The sequence below is a fragment of the Microbacterium sp. str. 'China' genome (genome assembly GCF_002993305.1).
GTDB lineage: Bacteria > Actinomycetota > Actinomycetes > Actinomycetales > Microbacteriaceae > Microbacterium > Microbacterium paraoxydans.
On record NZ_CP027434.1, the window covers coordinates 881,446 to 898,794 of the forward strand.

21 protein-coding genes are annotated in these 17,349 nt (G+C 71.8%); 13 read left to right on the forward strand and 8 right to left on the reverse strand.

All coding sequences use genetic code 11. The features are described 5' to 3' along the window. Nucleotides 1–27: 27 nt before the first annotated feature. The 7 genes from C6C15_RS04230 to C6C15_RS04260 all read right to left on the reverse strand — a co-directional run bounded on the left by C6C15_RS04230 (nucleotide 28) and on the right by C6C15_RS04260 (nucleotide 4,748). Nucleotides 28–423: a flagellar basal body rod protein FlgC gene (locus C6C15_RS04230; protein WP_060923207.1), complete on the reverse strand. Its 396-nt coding sequence runs from the start codon at nucleotides 421–423 to the stop codon at nucleotides 28–30. Continuing rightward, a complete protein-coding gene (flgB, locus tag C6C15_RS04235; protein WP_060923206.1) occupies nucleotides 420–761 on the reverse strand; it encodes a flagellar basal body rod protein FlgB in 342 nt (113 codons plus the stop codon). The genes C6C15_RS04230 and flgB overlap by 4 nt, the downstream gene beginning before the upstream one ends. 112 nt (nucleotides 762–873) lie before the next feature. Next, nucleotides 874–1,170 carry a hypothetical protein gene (locus C6C15_RS04240; RefSeq protein ID WP_105949350.1) on the reverse strand — a complete coding sequence of 99 codons (297 nt, stop codon included), beginning with the start codon at nucleotides 1,168–1,170 and terminating at the stop codon, nucleotides 874–876. Beyond that, nucleotides 1,167–1,553: a flagellar export chaperone FliS gene (fliS, locus tag C6C15_RS04245; protein ID WP_060923204.1), complete on the reverse strand. Its 387-nt coding sequence runs from the start codon at nucleotides 1,551–1,553 to the stop codon at nucleotides 1,167–1,169. The genes C6C15_RS04240 and fliS overlap by 4 nt, the downstream gene beginning before the upstream one ends. Before the next feature lie 2 nt (nucleotides 1,554–1,555). Continuing rightward, a complete protein-coding gene (gene fliD / locus C6C15_RS04250; protein ID WP_105949351.1) occupies nucleotides 1,556–2,944 on the reverse strand; it encodes a flagellar filament capping protein FliD in 1,389 nt (462 codons plus the stop codon). 88 nt (nucleotides 2,945–3,032) lie between these two features. Continuing rightward, on the reverse strand, nucleotides 3,033–3,863 hold the full coding sequence (locus tag C6C15_RS04255; protein WP_071327492.1) for a flagellin N-terminal helical domain-containing protein: 831 nt from the start codon (nucleotides 3,861–3,863) through the stop codon (nucleotides 3,033–3,035). An 81-nt stretch (nucleotides 3,864–3,944) separates the two neighbouring features. After that, the gene (locus tag C6C15_RS04260) at nucleotides 3,945–4,748 is read right to left on the reverse strand and encodes a sigma-70 family RNA polymerase sigma factor (RefSeq protein ID WP_060923201.1); all 804 of its coding nucleotides are present in this window, start codon (nucleotides 4,746–4,748) and stop codon (nucleotides 3,945–3,947) included. Between the two features lie 218 nt (nucleotides 4,749–4,966). Between C6C15_RS04260 and flgN the strand changes: the two genes are divergently transcribed. Genes flgN through C6C15_RS04310 form a run of 10 tightly spaced genes read left to right on the forward strand, consistent with a single transcriptional unit; the run spans nucleotide 4,967 to nucleotide 13,160 of the window. Continuing rightward, nucleotides 4,967–5,449 carry a flagellar export chaperone FlgN gene (flgN, locus tag C6C15_RS04265; protein ID WP_105949352.1) on the forward strand — a complete coding sequence of 161 codons (483 nt, stop codon included), beginning with the start codon at nucleotides 4,967–4,969 and terminating at the stop codon, nucleotides 5,447–5,449. Nucleotides 5,450–5,462: 13 nt separating this feature from the next. Further along, a complete protein-coding gene (flgK, locus tag C6C15_RS04270; protein WP_105949353.1) occupies nucleotides 5,463–6,872 on the forward strand; it encodes a flagellar hook-associated protein FlgK in 1,410 nt (469 codons plus the stop codon). A gap of 25 nt (nucleotides 6,873–6,897) precedes the next feature. Continuing rightward, entirely contained in the window at nucleotides 6,898–7,767 is an 870-nt protein-coding gene (flgL, locus tag C6C15_RS04275; protein ID WP_306304914.1) for a flagellar hook-associated protein FlgL, read from the forward strand. Next, nucleotides 7,764–8,135 (forward strand): flagellar assembly protein FliW, encoded by a 372-nt coding sequence (locus C6C15_RS04280; RefSeq protein WP_105949354.1) that lies wholly within the window; start codon nucleotides 7,764–7,766, stop codon nucleotides 8,133–8,135. Before flgL ends, C6C15_RS04280 begins: the two co-directional genes overlap by 4 nt. A 57-nt stretch (nucleotides 8,136–8,192) precedes the next feature. Then, on the forward strand, nucleotides 8,193–8,810 hold the full coding sequence (gene tsaB / locus C6C15_RS04285) for a tRNA (adenosine(37)-N6)-threonylcarbamoyltransferase complex dimerization subunit type 1 TsaB (protein WP_105949355.1): 618 nt from the start codon (nucleotides 8,193–8,195) through the stop codon (nucleotides 8,808–8,810). Beyond that, the gene (rimI, locus tag C6C15_RS04290; protein WP_060923327.1) at nucleotides 8,807–9,295 is read left to right on the forward strand and encodes a ribosomal protein S18-alanine N-acetyltransferase; all 489 of its coding nucleotides are present in this window, start codon (nucleotides 8,807–8,809) and stop codon (nucleotides 9,293–9,295) included. Before tsaB ends, rimI begins: the two co-directional genes overlap by 4 nt. Then, a complete protein-coding gene (gene tsaD, locus C6C15_RS04295) occupies nucleotides 9,292–10,380 on the forward strand; it encodes a tRNA (adenosine(37)-N6)-threonylcarbamoyltransferase complex transferase subunit TsaD (RefSeq protein WP_105949356.1) in 1,089 nt (362 codons plus the stop codon). Before rimI ends, tsaD begins: the two co-directional genes overlap by 4 nt. Beyond that, complete coding sequence (locus C6C15_RS04300) at nucleotides 10,377–10,859, forward strand: hypothetical protein (RefSeq protein ID WP_060923329.1); 483 nt, start codon at nucleotides 10,377–10,379, stop codon at nucleotides 10,857–10,859. The genes tsaD and C6C15_RS04300 overlap by 4 nt, the downstream gene beginning before the upstream one ends. An 11-nt stretch (nucleotides 10,860–10,870) precedes the next feature. Beyond that, a complete protein-coding gene (locus C6C15_RS04305) occupies nucleotides 10,871–11,995 on the forward strand; it encodes a hypothetical protein (protein ID WP_105949357.1) in 1,125 nt (374 codons plus the stop codon). After that, entirely contained in the window at nucleotides 11,979–13,160 is a 1,182-nt protein-coding gene (locus C6C15_RS04310) for a hypothetical protein (protein WP_105949358.1), read from the forward strand. Before C6C15_RS04305 ends, C6C15_RS04310 begins: the two co-directional genes overlap by 17 nt. Before the next feature lie 6 nt (nucleotides 13,161–13,166). On the opposite strand, the gene C6C15_RS04315 is transcribed toward C6C15_RS04310, so the two are convergent. Then, nucleotides 13,167–14,372, reverse strand: a complete 1,206-nt coding sequence (locus tag C6C15_RS04315; RefSeq protein ID WP_105949359.1) for a THUMP-like domain-containing protein — start codon at nucleotides 14,370–14,372, stop codon at nucleotides 13,167–13,169. A gap of 151 nt (nucleotides 14,373–14,523) precedes the next feature. Here C6C15_RS04315 and groES point away from each other — a divergent pair, with 151 nt between their 5' ends. The 3 genes from groES to C6C15_RS04330 all read left to right on the forward strand — a co-directional run bounded on the left by groES (nucleotide 14,524) and on the right by C6C15_RS04330 (nucleotide 17,285). Then, entirely contained in the window at nucleotides 14,524–14,820 is a 297-nt protein-coding gene (gene groES, locus C6C15_RS04320; protein WP_017203655.1) for a co-chaperone GroES, read from the forward strand. A gap of 131 nt (nucleotides 14,821–14,951) precedes the next feature. Then, a complete protein-coding gene (gene rarD / locus C6C15_RS04325) occupies nucleotides 14,952–15,884 on the forward strand; it encodes an EamA family transporter RarD (RefSeq protein ID WP_060923112.1) in 933 nt (310 codons plus the stop codon). A gap of 144 nt (nucleotides 15,885–16,028) precedes the next feature. Continuing rightward, nucleotides 16,029–17,285, forward strand: coding sequence for an ABC transporter substrate-binding protein (locus tag C6C15_RS04330; RefSeq protein ID WP_060923111.1), 1,257 nt, complete (start codon nucleotides 16,029–16,031; stop codon nucleotides 17,283–17,285). Nucleotides 17,286–17,349 lie beyond the last annotated feature (64 nt).

Consider the following 17,349-nt stretch of genomic DNA (forward strand, 5'->3'; position numbering starts at 1 on the left):
CGACGGCCTCGATGCCGGCCACGGCGCTCACGAGTTCCGTCCGATCTGCAGCGCCGCCTCGTAGGAGTTGCGGGCACGGTCCACGATCGCCGCGCTCGCCTGGTATCCGCGCTGCGCGAGGATCAGCTGGCTCATCTGGTCTCCCAGGTCGATGTCGGGGTAGCGCACGTAGCCGTCGGCGTCGGCGAGCGGATGGTCGGGCTGGTGCACGAGCCGGCCCTCCGCGTCGCCCTGGACGGTGCCGGCGACGTAGACCCCGGGGGACTGGTCGCTGGTCTGCGCCAGGATGTAGCGCGCTCGGAACGCCGCGCCGTCGGTCGGTGTCGCGGTGTTGATGTTGGCGATGTTGTCGCTGATGGCGTCGAGCCACTTCCGGTGCACGGTCAGTCCCGTGCCGGCGATCCCGATGGCGTCGAAGGTCATGACGTCCTCATCGCGGTGCGCATCGAGGAGAACGACCCGTTCACGGCCTGCGTCGCGAACTGGTAGCGCAGCATGGTGTCGATGCTGGAGAGCGTCTCGGTGTCGAGGTTCACGTTGTTGCCGTTCAGCCGTGTCGGCTCGAGCGATGTCCCGACCGTGGCGGACACCTCCCCGTCGCCGGCGGCGATCGAGTCGGCGAGCGCGGCCTCGAACTGCACGCGCTTGGCGTGGTAGTCGGGGGTGTTGATGTTGGCGATGTTGTCGGCGATGGCTCGCTGGCGCAGCGAGAGGCCGTTCAGCGCACTCGTCAGTGCGGTGATGGTCACAGAGTCGAACACGAACCGGCTCCCCGTGTGTGGGCGAAGTGGCCGTTCCCTGGCCGAGTCTTGCGAGCGATCCGTGCTCTCGGGAGACTGTCGGCCGTCCGTGCGGATTCGTTAGGAGGGTCGCTCACCCGTCCACGTCGAGGTACGCGGGGGCATCAGGAGAGCGGGGCGCCGGCACCCGCCGGACGGCACCGAGGTGCTGCCGCAGCCCCTCGAGCTCCGAGCGGGCGCGCTCCATGGCGGCGTGCTGCCGGTCGATCACCGCGCGGGCGCGATCGCCCAGGTGCGGGGGGAGCGGGGAGGACGGCGGCGCCCAGGGGATGATGTCGTGCACCTCGGCGGCTCCCGCCGGCGCGGCGAGGATCCGGTCGGCGTCCGCTTCGAGCCGGTCGAGCAGCGCGGCCCAGTCCTCGTCCGTCATGCGCGGCCCTCCACGACGGCCAGGGCGGCGGCGTGCCAGGCGTCGCGCAGCGGTACGACGAGTTCGCGGCAGGCGTGCGTGCGCTCCGGATCGCGGCCGATGTTGGCGCCGATCAGCGTCTGCGAGAGGAAGACGTACAGCGAGCGCAGCCCGGCGCTGCCGCTCCAGTCGTCGGTGAGGGACGACGACAGCTCGGCGACGATCGCCTGCGCGTGCTGGAGCTGGGTGTTGGCCTCGGTCCAGTCGGCAGCCCGCTGTGCCGTCTCGGCGCGTTCGATGTCGAGCAGGAGCCGGTCGTAGAGCATCGTGACCAGGCGCTCCGGCGAGGCGGACAGGATGGCGTCCTCGCGGTACCGCTGCTGGGCACGCAGAGCGGCGTTCATGCTCACGAGTCCGACCCGGAGCGGCTGCTCGGCAGCGCGTTGATCTGGGAGGCGAGGTACGACGACTGCGACTGCATCTGCGACAGCATGACCTCGAGGCGCGCGTACGTGCGCTCCAGCGACGCCTTGCGCTGCGCGAGGCGCACGTCCCAGCGCTCCATCTGCTCGCCGAGGCTCTTGACCTCGCTCTCCTGACCCGTGATCCGCGAGGTGAGCAGGCCGTCGTACTTGTCCGAGTAGGACGTCGCCGTCTGCTCCACGCGTGCCGCGACCGCGGAGAAGAGCGCGCCGACGGCCGCGGGGTCCTTCGCCAGTGCCTCGGAGAACTTCTCCTCGTCGAACGTGAGCTTGCCGTACATGTCGGTCGAGATGCCGATCGTGGAGGGCGAGACGCCGTCCACGGGGTGCTGCACGGCATCGGCGAGTGCCGTCCGCAGACCGCGGATGGTGCTGTCGCCGGTGAAGACGCCGAGGGTGGTCTTCTCGCCCTGTCCCGCGGCGACCGTCGCCTTCGAGCCGTTGTCGATGCGCGTGAAGATGTCGGTGAGGAGGGCGATGAACTCGCCGGAGGCCTTGGTCCTGGCCTCGCCGTCGACGGCGACGGTGACCGTGACGGGGGTCGTCGAGACGGTGGAGACCGTGACGTCGACGCCCTCGAAGAGATCGGTGAACGTGTTGCCGGACGAGGTGATGACCTGTTCGGCCGCGGTGCCGGCCCAGAGGCGCAGCTGCGCATCCGTGCCCGTGGCGATGACGGCGGCGCCGGGCTCCGCGGACACGTCCGTGGCGGTGCCGGCGGCCACGGCGGCGAGGTCGCCCGCGTAGACGCGGAACCGCCCGGCCTCTCCGGACTCCTCGGCCCGGAGCTGCAGGCGGTAGACGGGGGTGCCGTCGGCATCCTTGCCGGCGGGGACGGCCGTGGCGAGGACACCGGTGTCGGCGTCGTTGATGGCCTGGGCGATGTCCTGCATCGACGTCGAGTCGGCCTGCACCTGGACGCGCTTCCCCGTGGAGTCCTCGAGTGTCAGGACGGGCGGGTCCGCGGGCCAGCGGGTCGCGGATGCGGAGACCACCGTGTGCGCCTGGGCGAGACGGTCGACGACGATGTCGGTCGACACGGGCGCCGCGCCGGTGCGCAGGGCGACCTTCACCGATTCCGACGACGCGCTGCCGGTGAAGCGGTCGAGACCACCGGGTGCTGCGGCCTTCTCGGCGGCGGCGGCGAGGTTCTGCACGGCCGTGTTGAGGGTGCGCAGCTGCGTCATGACGACGTTCTTGTCGTCGATCTTGGCCTTGAGCAGCGTGCGGGGGATGGCGTGCACGTCCATCAGGGCCTTGATGACCTCGGTGGTCTTGAGCCCCGACACGAGGCCGTCGAGCGAGAGCGACATGCGGCTTCCCTTCTGTGTGCGGCGGGGCCCGGGCGACGGCCGAAGCCGTCACCCGGACCCCCGGAGTGATTCCGTGCGGCGGCGCGGATCAGCGCAGCAGCTGGAGCACGCCCTGGTTGGCCTGGTTGGCCTGGGCCAGCATGGCCGTTCCCGCCTGCGACAGGATGTTCGCCGACGTGAACTTGACCATCTCGGACGCCATGTCGGTGTCGCGGATACGGCTCTCGGCGGCGGCGAGGTTCTCGGCCGACACGTTGAGGCTGTTGATGGTCGACTCGAAGCGGTTCTGCAGCGCACCGTAGCCGGCACGTGCGGTCGAGACCGCCTGGATCTGCGTGTCGATGCCCGCCAGAGCCGCACCGTACGATGCCGCGTCGGTCATCGTGGCCGCGAGCGTCTTGATGTCGGCGCCGAGGGTGTCGAAATCGGTCAGGGCGACCGAGATCTGGTCATCGGCGGCGACCGAGCCCGCACCGACCTGGAACGTCAGCGTCGTGCCGCCCGAGAGCAGCTTGATGCCGTTGAAGTTCGTGCTGTCGGCGACCCGGGTGAGCTCGTCACCGAGGGTGTTGATCTCCTTCTGGATCGCCTCGCGCGACTTCGCGTTGTTCGAGTCGTTCGCGCCCTGAGCGGTCAGGTCGCGGACGCGCTGCAGGATGGAGTGCACCTCGGTCAGGGCGCCTTCTGCGGTCTGGATGACCGAGATGCCGTCCTGGGCGTTGCGAGCCGCGACGTTCAGGCCGTTGACCTGCGAACGCAGGCCCTCGGAGATCGCGAGGCCGGCGGCGTCGTCCGCGGCGCGGTTGATGCGCAGACCGCTTGAGAGCTTCTCGAGCGACTTCGACAGGTCGTTCTGCGTGTTGGACAGGTTGCGGTAGGCGTTGAGCGCGCCCACGTTGGTGTTGATCTGCATACCCATGAGGGTTTCCTCCGTGATGTGTTGTGCAGGAGACCATCCGTGGTCTCCTGCCCTCACCTATCGGCGGAGGATGCGGACGCGTTAGGCGGGGGCGGCGGCGCGGAAGACGTCGCCGATCCGGACGCCGGCGGCCTCGGCGATGCGGCCGAAGTACGCATCCCGCGCGGCGGGCGACACCCGGGTGGTGGTCGTGGTCTCCGTGCCGCCCTCGGCGAAGTAGCGGTCGAGGGCGTCGCGGAGCAGGCGCACCGCCTCCGCCCGCTGCTGCGAGACGGCGGAGTGGGTGACGCCGAGTTCCTCGGCGATCTCCTTGACGGGGCGCTCCTCGACGTAGACGGCCACGACGATGCGCCGCATGCGCTCGGGGAGAGCGGTGATGGCGTGTTCGAGCACCTCTCGTCGCTCGCCGACCAGCGCGGACTCCTCGGGGAGAGGGATGTCGGCGACGAGGTCCCGGGTGGCGGGGTCGTCGAGCGGGGCGACCGTGCGAGCAGCGTCGGCGAGGGCCTCCACGACCGCCTCCTTGGGGGAGCCCATGGCGGTGGCGATCTCGGTGGCGGTCGCCGTGCGACCGAGGGCGGCGGTGAGGGTGTCGCGGACGGCGACGGTCTCCTTGATGCGCTTGCGGATGCCGCGGGACGCCCAGTCCATGGCGCGCATCTCGTCGGCGAAGGCGCCGAGGATGCGCCGGCGGGCGTACGCGCCGAACGGGACGCCGAGCGCGGGGTCGTAGGCGTCGGCGGCGGTCACGAGGGCGAGCGCGCCGACGGCGGCGAGCTCTTCGCGGGGGATATGGGTAGCCCGAGCATGGGTGTCTGCAGCGAGGTAGCCGACCAGGGGGAGGTTGGCCTCGACGAGGCGGTTGCGCTCAGCGCGCGACGACATGGGGGATGATCCACCTCTCTGGATGCACTCCGGAAGCTCCATGGCGAGGGGTAGATGGTCATATCACAAGGTCCGGGATATGTCCATGGGGAGCACTAACCGCCGCCAGTCCACATAGTAACCTTAGGGGCGCGGCGGCCGATAGAGATTTATGAACCGTTAACAAGCGGGCCGATCGCACCTGCGTGGGGCGGGGGATCGCTGGGGACAAGGGGATCATGGGAGCCAACGAACTATCGATGCAGCTCTGGCGCGAGCGCGAGCTGCTCGAGATGCTGCTTTTCAAGCTCGACGAGCAACAGCTGCTGCTCGCCGCCGGCCGGTCGCACTGGATCCAGTTCGCGGCCAGGGAGATCGATCAGGTGCTCGACCGCCTGCGCGCCGCGAGCCTGGCCAGGGCCGTCGAGGTCGCCGGTGTCGCTGAGGAGTGGGGGGCTCCTCAGGACGCGACGATCGGCCAGCTCATCGAGCACGCTCCGGACGGGGCCTGGGGTGACGTCTTCACCGACCACATGCGCGCGCTGGTGAAGCTGACGGCGGAGGTCGAGCAGATGCGCGACGCCGCCGCGGAACAGCTCACCGGGGTGCTTCGCGCCACCCAGGAGACGATCGCCGCTCTCGGCCAGGAGAGCGGCGAATACACCACCCGCGGCGACCGCGCCCGCGAGGACGCCGCCCGCATCATCGACACCGAGATGTGACCGAGAGGGATTCATGTCGACCTTCAGTGGACTGACCACCGCCGCCAGCGGCCTCGCCGCCGCGCGGCGGGGCATGGATGTGGTGGGGCAGAACATCGCCAACCAGAAGACCGAGGGGTACACGCGGCAGCGCGTCGAGACCTCCTCCATCGCCGCCGTCGCGCAGACGGGGCGCTTCAGCATGGGCGCGCTCCCCGGACACGGCGTCTCCATCGACGGGGTGTCCCGCCTCGGCGACGCCCTGCTGGACGCCCGGGTCCGCGACACCCTCGGCGCCTCCGGCTACTGGGCCACGCGCGCGCTCGCCGCGACGACCGCCGAGTCGGCGCTCGCGGAGCCGACGGACAAGGGGCTCGCCAACCGGCTGACGAACTTCTGGGCCGGCTGGCAGGACCTCGCCAACACCCCGGACTCCGGTGCCGCGGCCGCGAGCATCCTGGAGTCGGCGAAGGAGCTCGCCGCCCACATCTCCGGTGGCTATCGCACGGTCGCCGCGCAGTGGACGGCCGCCCGGGGGACCGCCGAGCGCACCGTCAGCCAGGTCAACGCCGCGGCCGACCAGATCGCGGTGCTGAACGGCGAGATCCGCGAGGCTCTGGCCTCGGGGCGTTCGGCCAACGAGCTCACCGACCGCCGCAACCTGCTCGCGGAGGACGTGGCCCGGCTCGCCGGCGCGACGGCGACGCTGGAGACGGACGGCACGCTCACGGTGCGCCTCGGCGGCAACGCCCTGGTCGCCGGCGGCGACGCCCGTCACCTCGCGCTGACCGGCTCGGCGACGATCGACGGTGCTCCGCGCGTCGGGGTCGCCTGGGAGTCGGTGCCGGATCTGCCCCTCGTCGTCGACGGCGGAGAGCTCGGCGGCTCGCTCGCGGTGCTCGCCCCCGCGGCGGACGGCGGGATGCTGGCACAGCTCGCCGCCACCTACGACCGGGTGGCGACGGCGCTCGCGGAGTCGCTCAACGCGCAGCACCGCGCCGGTGTGACGGCATCCGGACAGCCGGGTGGCGACTTCTTCACCCTCCCGGCGACCGGCTCCGCCGCGCTCGGGCTGGAGGCGGCCGTCACCACGGCGGCCGAGCTCGCTCTCGCCGCGCCCGGAGCCGGCTCCAAGGACGCGACCAACGCCGACCTCATCTCTCAGATCGGGCAACGCGCGACCTCTCCGGATGCGCTGTGGACCGACCAGGTGACCCGCTTCGGCGTGGCCACCGCGGCCGACGTGCAGCGCGCGAAGGTCTCGGATGCGGCGGCGGTCGGCGCCGTCGGCGCGCAGCAGTCCGTCGCGGCCGTGGACGGCGACGAGGAGACGATCAGCCTCCTCACCTACCAGACCGCCTATCAGGCAGCGGCCCGCGTGCTCACCGCCGTCGATGAGGCCCTCGACGTCCTCATCAACCGCACGGGCGTCGTCGGACGCTGATCGGAGAAGCTCCATGATCTCTCGCGTGACCCAGACCACCATGACGCAGACGGCGATGCGCCAGCTGCAGTCCAACCTCTCCGAGCTCGCCCGGCTGCAGGAGCAGGCGACGTCGCAGAAGGCGTTCGCCGCCCCCTCGGACGACCCGGCCGCGGCCGCCGCCGCCCTCGCCCTGCACGCCGAGCAGCGGCGCACCGAGCAGTACGCGCGCAACATCGACGACGGCCTGGCGTGGGTGACCGCGGCCGACACGGCGATCACCTCCAGCACCTCGCTGCTCTCGCGGGTGCGGGACCTCACCGCGCAGGGGGCCAACGACGGCGCGCTGGACGCCGCGGCGAAGGAGGCCCTCGCCGTCGAGCTGGAGGGCATCCGCGACGAGCTGCTCTCGCAGGCGAACACCCGGCTGCTCGGGCGGTCCGTGTTCGCCGGTACCTCGGACACGGCGGCCTTCGCCGCCGACTACTCGTACAGCGGTGTCGCCGGCTCCGAGGTCACGCGCCGCGTGTCCGATGCGGCGGCCGTCCGCGTCGACACCGACGGGGCGGCGGTGTTCGGCACGGGCGACGACTCGGTGTTCGCCCTCGTCGACCGCATCGTCGCCGACCTCCGCTCCGGCACCAACGTCGGGCCACGGCTCGCGGAGATCGACGACCGCCGCACGGCGATGCTGGGCGTGCAGGGCGCGGTCGGCACCAGACAGGCCCAGATCGAACGCGCCAAGGAGGCGGCAGTGCAGAATTCCGTGTCCCTCGAGTCCCGCCGCGCCGCGGTCGAGGACGTCGACTCGGTCGAGGTGCTCATCCGCCTGCAGGCGCAGGAGCTCGTGTACCGCTCAGCGCTCGCGGTGAACGCGCGCGTGCTGCAGCCGTCGCTGATGGACTTCCTGCGATGACCGCCGCGCTCACCTTCACGGCTCCGCCGCCCGGGCTGGCTCCGCACGTGGACTTCGCCCTCGTGCCCGTCGAGGGCGCGGACGGGCTCTTCGCGATGCGGGCGGTCGAGGACGAGGCCCTGCGGCTCTACCTGATCGACCCGAACACCGTCCTCACGGAGTACGCGCCGACCCTCACGGACGCGCAGGTCGCCGACCTCGCGCTCTCCTCGGCGGACGACGCCTTCGTGCTCGTGGTCGCCCACCCCGCCGCCGAGGGTGTCAGCGTCAACCTGCTGGCGCCGGTCGTCGTGAACCGGGCGACGGGAGCGGCGACGCAGGTCATCCTCGAAGGCCAGGACTACCCCGTGCGGGCGCCGCTGGGCTGACCCGTGCGGGGCCGGGGCGCCGGCCGTGACGGGCGGGGTGACGACTACCCTGGAGAGGTGATCCTCGCCGTCGACACCTCCCTTGGCACCGCCGTCGCCCTCATCGACCCGGATGGGACGCGTCGTGCCGAGGCCGGTACCGCCGATCCGCTGGGCCACGCCGAGGTGATCGGCGACCTCGTGCGCGACGTGCTCCGCGAGGGCGGGTCCGACGGCATCACGCACGTCGTGGCCGGCATGGGGCCCGGCCCGTTCACCGGCTTGCGCATCGGCATCGCGACTGCGCGGGCGTTCGCCCTCGGCCGCGGCGTCCCCGTCGTGCCGGTCCCGAGCCACACGGCGGCCGCTCTCACGATCCAGGCCACCGTGACCGGACCGTTCGCCGTCGTCACCGACGCCCGCCGCCGCGAGGTCGCCGTCACCGTGTTCGACGGGCAGGACGAGGACGGGATCCCGCGCACGATCGCCGACACCGTGCTCGTGCGGGCCGCCGACGCCTACGAGCACCTCGCGGGCCTCCGCCGGGTGGACGTGACGACGCTGTCCGCGGTCGATCTCGCCCGGGTGGGGGCACGGGCGCTCGCCGCCGGCAGGGTCCTCGCCGGCGAGGAGCCGCTCTACCTGCGGCACCCGGACGTCACCCTGCCCGGTGCCCCGAAGAAGGTGGGCGCATGACCCTCCGGGACGCCAGGTCGGCCGACCTCGACGCGATCATGGCCATCGAGGAGCGCTCGTTCCCGACCGACGCGTGGAGCCGGGAGACCATGGCGAGCGAGCTGGCGAGCCCGCACGGCCGCTACCTCGTCGACGAGCAGGGCGGGGCCATCGTCGGCTACGGCGGGGTCAGGGCCCTGCAGGGCGGCGCGGACGCCGACATCCAGACCATCGCCCTCCTCGCCGAGGTCCGGGGACAGGGACGCGGGCGGGCGCTGCTGCGTGCCCTGCTGCGGACGGCCGCGGCCCGGGGCGCGCACGAGGTGTTCCTCGAGGTGCGCGCCGACAACCCGCCGGCCGAGGGGCTGTACCGCGCGGAGGGCTTCGAGGAGATCGGCAGGCGCCCCCGCTACTATCAGCCGGACGACGTCGACGCGATCGTGATGCGTCTGGACCTGCGCCGCCATCCGGCGCCCGCCGATACGCCGGAGGAGGCGACCGCATGAGTGAGCCCCTGGTGCTCGGCATCGAGACGAGCTGCGACGAGACCGGCATCGGTATCGTGCGGGGCCGCACGCTGCTGTCCAACACGATCGCCTCCAGCATGGACGAGCACGCCCGGTACGGCGGCGTCGTGCCGGAGGTCGCCGCCCGCGCACACCTCGAAGCGCTGCAGCCGGCCATCGACGCCGCCCTCGCCGAGGCCGACGTCCGCCTCGCCGACCTCGATGCGGTGGCGGTGACGAGCGGCCCTGGCCTCGCGGGAGCGCTCATGGTCGGCGTGGGGGCGGCGAAGGGACTCGCGGTCGCCCTGGACAAGCCCCTGTACGCGGTCAACCACCTCGTCGGCCACATCGCCGCCGACATCCTCACCCCGGATGCGGCGCCGCTGGAGTACCCGACGATCGCGCTGCTGGTCTCCGGCGGCCACACCTCCCTGCTCCACGTGCGCGACCTCACGACCGATGTCGAGCTGCTCGGCGAGACCGTGGACGACGCCGCGGGCGAGGCCTTCGACAAGGTCGCCCGGCTGCTGTCCCTGCCGTATCCCGGCGGCCCCGAGATCGACCGGGCCGCCGTCGGCGGAGACCCGGGTGCGATCCGCTTCCCGCGCGGGCTCTCCCGTGCCTCCGACCTCGCGAAGCATCGCTACGACTTCTCGTTCTCCGGGCTGAAGACCGCCGTCGCCCGCTGGATCGAGCGCTTCGAGGCCGAGAACGCCGCCGCGGGCACCGACGCGCGCGAGCTGCCGATCGCCGACATCGCCGCGAGCTTCCGGGAGGCCGTCGTCGACGTCCTCGTCACCAAGGCGCTCAACGCGTGCGCCGACCTCGGGGTGCCGCGGCTGCTCCTGGGCGGCGGTGTGATCGCGAACCGTCGGCTCCGCGAGGTGGCGCTGGCCAGGGCCGCCGAGGCCGGGGTCACCGTGCGCATCCCGCCGCTCTCCCTCTGCACGGACAACGGCGCCATGATCGCCGCGCTGGCCGCTGAGCTCATCGCGTCGGGGCGCCCCGCCTCGACGCTCGGCTTCGGCGCCGACTCGACGCTGCCGGTCACCGAGATCCAGGTCGCGGAGGCGGTGCCGGCGTGAGCGGGCTCGCGCGCGGACCGGAGCCGGACGGGGCCACGCCCCGTGCGCGGGTCGAGCGCGCGAGCGGGCAGGTCGAACGTCCGGCGGGGACGGCGCGCCTTCCCGGAGCCCCGCGGGAGGGGTACACGAAGCTCCCCACGGGTCCGGTGGGCATCGAACCGGTGGTCGTCAGCGGACCCGACCTCGACCACGGGGAGGACGAGGGGTGGGAGCCTGCGGTCGAGCCGGCCGTCGTCGACGACACCCGCCTGGCCCCGTGGGCGCTGCTCGCGGCGATCGTCGCTCTCGGCGCATCGTTCTTCGTGGGGTGGGGGATCCCGGTCGCGGTCGTCGCCGTGATCGCCGCGATCATGTCGCTGCGCCGCCCCGTCGAGAACCGCGCGATCGCGCGCTGGGCGCTCGTGCTGGGTCTGTGCGCGACCGTGTACAGCCTGGGATGGCTGGTCTGGGCGGGCATGCAGTTCGAGAGACTCGGCTAGGCGGGGTGGCCATGACGGACGACGACGACGTCGAGGAGCGCAGGGCCCTGCAGCGCAAGGCGTACGGGCCCGGCGGGGCGCTGACCGCCGCGGAGGCCGCCCGGCTGCGCGCGCTCGAGGATTCCCATCGGACACGCTCGGCGGGGCCGCCCGCGTCCGCGTCGATGACCGATCCCGTCCAGGAGACCCGGCCCCCCGGCCCTCCGCCGTCCTCCGGGGCCTCGTCCGGTCCGCACGACGACGAACCTCCGGCCCCCGGCGGCGATTCCGCGATGCCGGAGGAGGAATCCGAGGAGGTCGCGACCGCCCGGACCGACTCCCCGACTCTCCGGGCGGGGCAGGGCCGTCTCCTCGGGACGCGCGTGCTCGCCGCGGTGGTGGTGCTGCTGCTCGGTGTCGGCATCGGCTGGTTGGCCTTCGGCCGGACCGGCGGAGCAGCCGTCGCCCTGAGCTCCACGCAGCAGCAGTGGCAGTCCGAGCTCGTCGCGTCCGGACGGTACGACGCCGGCTCGGTGCGTGCGCTCGCCACGGAGGACGACGCGGTCGTCTGGACGGCGACGCAGAACGGCGGCGCGAGCATCTGCCTGGTCCTCCGGTCGGCGGAGAGCACGACGCCGAGCTGCAATCGGCGCGAGACCGTGCAGGAGGAAGGCCTGTGGGGCGAGGTGACGACGCAGCGCGACGACGACTACACGCGCCAGATCATGGCTCAGCTGATCCTCACGCCTGACGGCGAACCGGCGGTGAGCGTCGACGTCTCGGAGTACGGTATCGGTGACGGCGGCGGCATCACCTATGCGAACGAGGCGGAGACCCGCGCGGCCGCGCGTCTGGTCGAGGAAGGGTTCGACCCGAACTCCATCTGGGTCGTCGGGTACGACGACGATGTCCCCATCTGGACGGCCTCCGCGCAGGATTCGGGGCGGCATTGTCTCGTCTACGACGGATCGACGGCCGACGCTCCGATGGCCTGCGAGGAGACCGAGACGCTGGCGGAGCACGACGGGCGGCTGCGGTTGCAGGTGACGGACGCGACGACCGGGCAGGTGACGACGTACGAGCTGCCGACCAGCGCGGGAGTGCCGTCCTTCACGATCATCCGCGAGGGGAGCGACGCCGGTGCGGGCGGAGACTGACGGAGAGGACGCCGCGGCAGCGGAGCGCCGGGCGCTGGAGCGCGCGGCGTACGGCCGCGACGGCGGGCTCGACGCCGCAGCGGCCCGTCGGCTTCAGGAGCTTCAGGAGGAACATCGTCGCCGGACCCCTTTCGCGCAGGACGAGCCGATGGAATCGCCATCCGTGAGCGATGACGCGCCGGAGTCCGTGACCGCTCGCCCGGCGCCGGAGGACGTGCCGGCCGCAGAGGACACCCCTCCGGCCACCCCGGACGACGTCTCCCGGACGGAGGCGTCGGCCGCGAACCGCCGCGGTCTCGTGCCGGTGCTCGTGGCGTCGGCGGCTCTCCTCGCGGTCGGCGTGGGGGCCGGGTGGGCGCTGTTCGCCCCGCGGTCGGACGCGTTTCGCCTGACGGAGGCGCAGGAGGACCGGCGGATCGCACTCGCCGGTGAGGGCTACGACCCCGGCTCCGTGCGTCCGGTGGCGGAGGCGGAGGGCGCGCTCGCCTGGTTCGCCACGCAGGACGACGGGGCCAGCCGGTGTCTGATCCTCGACGTCGGCACGGACTCCCAGTCGACCTGTCTGGCGGGGGAGGAGGCGGGACCGGGCCTGTACGCCTCGCTCCCCGTCCCGTCCTCCGCAGCGGACGCCGAGGACTCCTTCTCCTTCGACAGCGTGACGGCGGTCATGCTCTTCTCCACCACGGACGAGCCGATGGTGAGCATCCAGCGCTGGGGAGGCAGCTCCACGCTCGTCGCCCAGTTCGGCGAGGCGGAGCGCGCGAGGGCGGAGGAGCTCGTCGGGGACGGCTACGACCTCAACCTCTCCGTCCTCGGGTCCTTCCGCGAGCAGCCGGTCTGGCTCGGCGACCGCAGCACGGAGAGCGGGCCCTCCCAGCGCTGCCTGATCGTCGACGCCGACGGCTCACGCCAGTGCGCCACGATCGACGAAGCGGTGCAGTCCGGGCTCCGCGTACAGCTGCTCGACGTCGACCAGGAGACCGGGGAGCTGCTGTCGGCATCCGTCATCGAGGTGGACTTCACTCGCTGGCAGACGCCCTACCTCACCGTGACCTCGGGCCCGGCCGTGGTCGACGAAGCGACGGGCGAGTCGTACCTGGTGACCACCGGGCCGCCCGGGGATCCGATCCGCGTCGACATCCCGGGCCGGGAGTCGGAGGACTGACCGTCCTCAGTCCGCGGCGGGCACCCGGTCGGCGAGGATCGCGCGGCGCTGATCGCCGAATCGGGCGAGGATCAGGGTCGCCTCGGCATCGCCGCGGAGGGTCAGCTTGCGCCGGAAGGCCGCGGGATCGACGTCCACCCCGCGCTTCTTGATCTCGATGCGGCCGATGCCGTGGGTCTTCAGGGCGGCATTGATCGTCTTCGGCGTGATCGGCAGCGTCTCCCGGACGCGGAAGGACTGCACGAACGGGCTCGTCAGGGCCGCATCGGAGGTGAGGTAGGCGATGCGCGCGTCGAGCATCCCTGCGTCCAGGCTGCGGGCGACGTCGCCGATGAGACGCGCCCGGATGACGGCGCCGTCCGGCTCGTGCAGGAAGGCCCCGAGTGCACGGACGGGAGCGTCCTCGGCGTCTGCGGCGCCGGTGAGCTCGTGCGAGCGCTCGCCGCGGATGACGAGTGCGGAGCGCCGGACTCCTTCCCTCGCCAGCTCGCGCGACCACACCACGAGCTCGACGACGCTCCCGTCTGCGCTGACCCACTGCGTCTCCGCGTCCGTGGGCAGGGCGTCGCGGTCGTGGGCAGGGCCGAGCTTGATCCCGGTGGGGCGCTGCGCGGCGACGGCGAACGCCCAGTCGAGGGACGGCGAGTAGTCGTCGGCGGAGACGCGCCGGGTCTCGCTGTGTCCGGAGGTGCGGCGGGCGGGATCCATCCAGATCGCCTGGCCGGGGACCGGCTCTCCGAGCGCGTCCTCCGCCGTGGCGTGCCGGACCGTGGCGTCGTCGCCGAACGGGGCGAGGTTGTAGGCGGCGAGGGCCGCGGTCACCTCGTCGGCGTCCACCGCATGCACCGCCAGTCCCGCGCCGGCGAACGCGAGGGCGTCGCCGCCGATCCCGCAGCCGAGGTCCGCGACGCTCGTGAGGCCGGCTCGGCGGATCCGCTGGGCGTGGCGGGCGGCCACGCCGAGGCGGGTGGCCTGCTCGAGGCCGGCGCGGGTGAAGAGCATGCGGGCGGCGAAGGGGCCGAACTTCGCCGTGGCCCTGGCGCGCAGGTGCGCCTGCCCGACGACGGCGGAGACGAGGTCGGGGGAGTGTCCCGCAGCCCGCAGCCGGGAGGCGGCGGCTGCGGCCTCCGCGGTGGAGGTGACCGGCCCGAGCGCATCGAGCAGCTCCAGGCCGGCGGGGGTCAGCAGGGCGCGCAGCTCGGACATCTCCACCCTCCCAGCCTACGACGCGCTCGCCGCCCCGACCCGGGTTGGCACTCGCATTGCATGAGTGCCAGCCGACCGCCTACACTGGCATTAGCACTCTCGGGTTGAGAGTGCGAACGAGTCTTTCGTGTCAGCGTCAAGAAAGAAGAGGTAGACCGTGTCGGTTTCCATCAAGCCGCTCGAGGACCGCATCGTCATCAAGCAGGTCGAGGCCGAGCAGACCACCGCGAGTGGCCTGGTCATCCCCGACACCGCCAAGGAGAAGCCCCAGGAGGGCGAGGTCGTGGCGGTCGGCCCCGGCCGTATCGACGACAACGGCAACCGCGTTCCGCTCGACGTCGCCGTCGGCGACCGCGTGCTCTACAGCAAGTACGGCGGCACCGAGGTGAAGTTCGGTGCAGACGAGTTCCTCGTCCTGTCGGCTCGCGACGTCCTGGCGGTCGTCGTCCGCTGATCGCACACCCGGTTCCCTCCGCTCGCCGGACGTGAACCCGGTCCGCAGAGGGCCCGGATGCTTCGGCATCCGGGCCCTCTTCTGCGTCCCGAACGGCGCGTCGCCCGGCGGCGCGGGCATAGGGTTGTGCGGTGACCCCCGAGACGAGCCGCGCCACCCGGACGGCGGGCGTCGCGTACGCCGGGAGCGCCTACCTGCTGTGGGGCGTCCTGCCGCTCTACTTCCTCCTGCTGCAGCCCACCGGTCCGTGGGAGGTCGTGGCCTGGCGGGTGCTGCTCTCCTTCGTCTTCTGTCTCCTGCTGCTCACGGTCACCCGAGGATGGGCCGCCTTCCTCGCGATCGTCCGGAGTCCGCGACTGCTGGGGTGGACGGCCCTGGCCGGCCTCCTCATCTACGTCAACTGGCAGGTGTTCGTCCTCGGCACGCTGAGCGGGAAAGTCGTGGAGACGGCGCTCGGCTACTTCATCAACCCGATCACGACCGTGCTGCTCGGCGTCTTCGTGCTCAAGGAGCGCCTCCGACGGCTGCAGTGGGTGGCCGTCGGCATCGCGGCCGCCGCGGTGGTCGTCATCGTCGTGGCGTACGGCGACGTCCCCTGGATCGCCTTGACGCTGACGGCCTCCTTCGGCCTGTACGGGCTCATCAAGAAGAAGATCGGCCCCGCCGTCGACGCGGTCAGCGGGCTGACGCTCGAGTCGTTCTGGCTGATCCCCATCGCGGTGGTGCAGCTCGTGATCGTGGCGACGACGCCCGTCGGACTCACGATGGGGACGGCGGGCTGGTCGCACGCCGTGCTGCTGGCGTTCGCGGGGGTGGCCACAGCCGTCCCCCTGCTGCTGTTCGCGGCCGGGACACGTCGGGTCGACCTCGCCGTGATCGGCATGCTGCAGTTCCTCACCCCGATCCTGCAGTTCGTGATCGGGGTCGCCGTGCTCCAGGAGCCGATGCCACCGGAGCGCTGGATCGGGTTCGTCCTGGTGTGGATCGCGATCGCGGTCTTCGTCGTCGATCTGCTCCTCGCCGCGCGGCGCGGCCGCCGGGACACCCCCGCCGCGGGGTTCTGATCCCGCCCGCTCGCAGGCGGAAACAGCGGTCCTGGATCGTTAACGCACCGAGATACTTGCCCCTCCTGCGCGCGGGGCGCACGCCCTAGTGTTAGAGCACCCGACTGTGGTCACCATCCACGTTCGTTTACGCAAGGGAGCATCATGAACGCACTGAAGGGCTCGCGCAGCGCGAGGATCTTCGCCGGGATCGCGCTGGTCAGCGCTTCCGCCCTCATCATCGCGGGCTGCAGCAGCACGCCGAACGCGGAGCCGTCGGACGGGGGTGGCGACAAGCCGGCCGCCGACCTGACGCTCAAGCTCGGTTCGCTGCTGCCGGCCACCGGCACGCTCGCGTTCCTGGGCGCGCCGATGGAGGCCGGTGTCCAGCTCGCCGTCAACCAGATCAACGAGGCCGACGCCGGCATCACGATCGACGTCAGCACGGCCGACGAGGGCGACCTCGACAACAAGGCCTACGAGACCTCCATCAACAACCTGCGCAACGACGACATCACCGCCATGATCGGCGCGGCGTCCTCCAGCGTCACCAAGCTGATCCTCGACGGCAACGCGGGCGCGGACATCCTCACCGTGTCCCCGTCGAACACCTCGCCGGACTTCACGGGCATCAATCCGCTGTACTTCCGGACCGCGCCGAGCGACAACCTCCAGGGCGAGGTCCTCGGCAACGAGATCGCCGAGGACGGCCACAAGACGCTGGGCATCATCTACCAGAACGACCCGTACGGCACGGGGCTGTTCGAGGCGATCAAGGCCACCTTCGAGAGCACCGGCGGCGAGGTCGTCGCCGACGCGTCGTACAACCAGGGTGACGGTCAGTTCAACGCGCAGGTCTCGGAGATCGCCGCGGCGAACCCGGACGCGGTCGCGGTCGTCTCCTACGACCAGTTCGCCACCATCGCGCCGCTGCTCGGCAACGCCGGGGTCGACACCGGGTCCCTTTACCTCGTCGACGGCAACCTCAAGGACTGGGGCTCGGATGTCTCGGTCAGCCTCGAGGGCTCGAAGGGCACCCGTGCCGGTGCTGAGCTGCCGCAGGACTTCCTCGACCAGCTGAACGAGGTCTGGACGGCCGAGGGCAACGACCCGATCGACGCCGTGACCTACTCGGCCGAGGCGTACGACGCTGTGGTGCTGATCGCCCTGGCGGCGCTGAAGGCCGGCTCGGTCGAGGGCCCGGACATCGCGGCCGAGATGATCACCGTCTCCGGCGGTGACGGCGACGGCGAGAAGTGCGACAACTTCGCCGATTGCGCCGCGATCATCAACGACGGCGGCACGCCGGACTACGACGGTCTCTCCGGCGAGATCACGTTCGACGAGAACAACGACCCGAAGGGTGCCGCGATCGGCGTCTACGAGTTCGACGCCGAGAACGTCACCTCGCGCATCAAGTAACGCAGCGACGACGAAGGCCCCGGATGCTTCGGCATCCGGGGCCTTCGTCGTACCAGGAACCGGC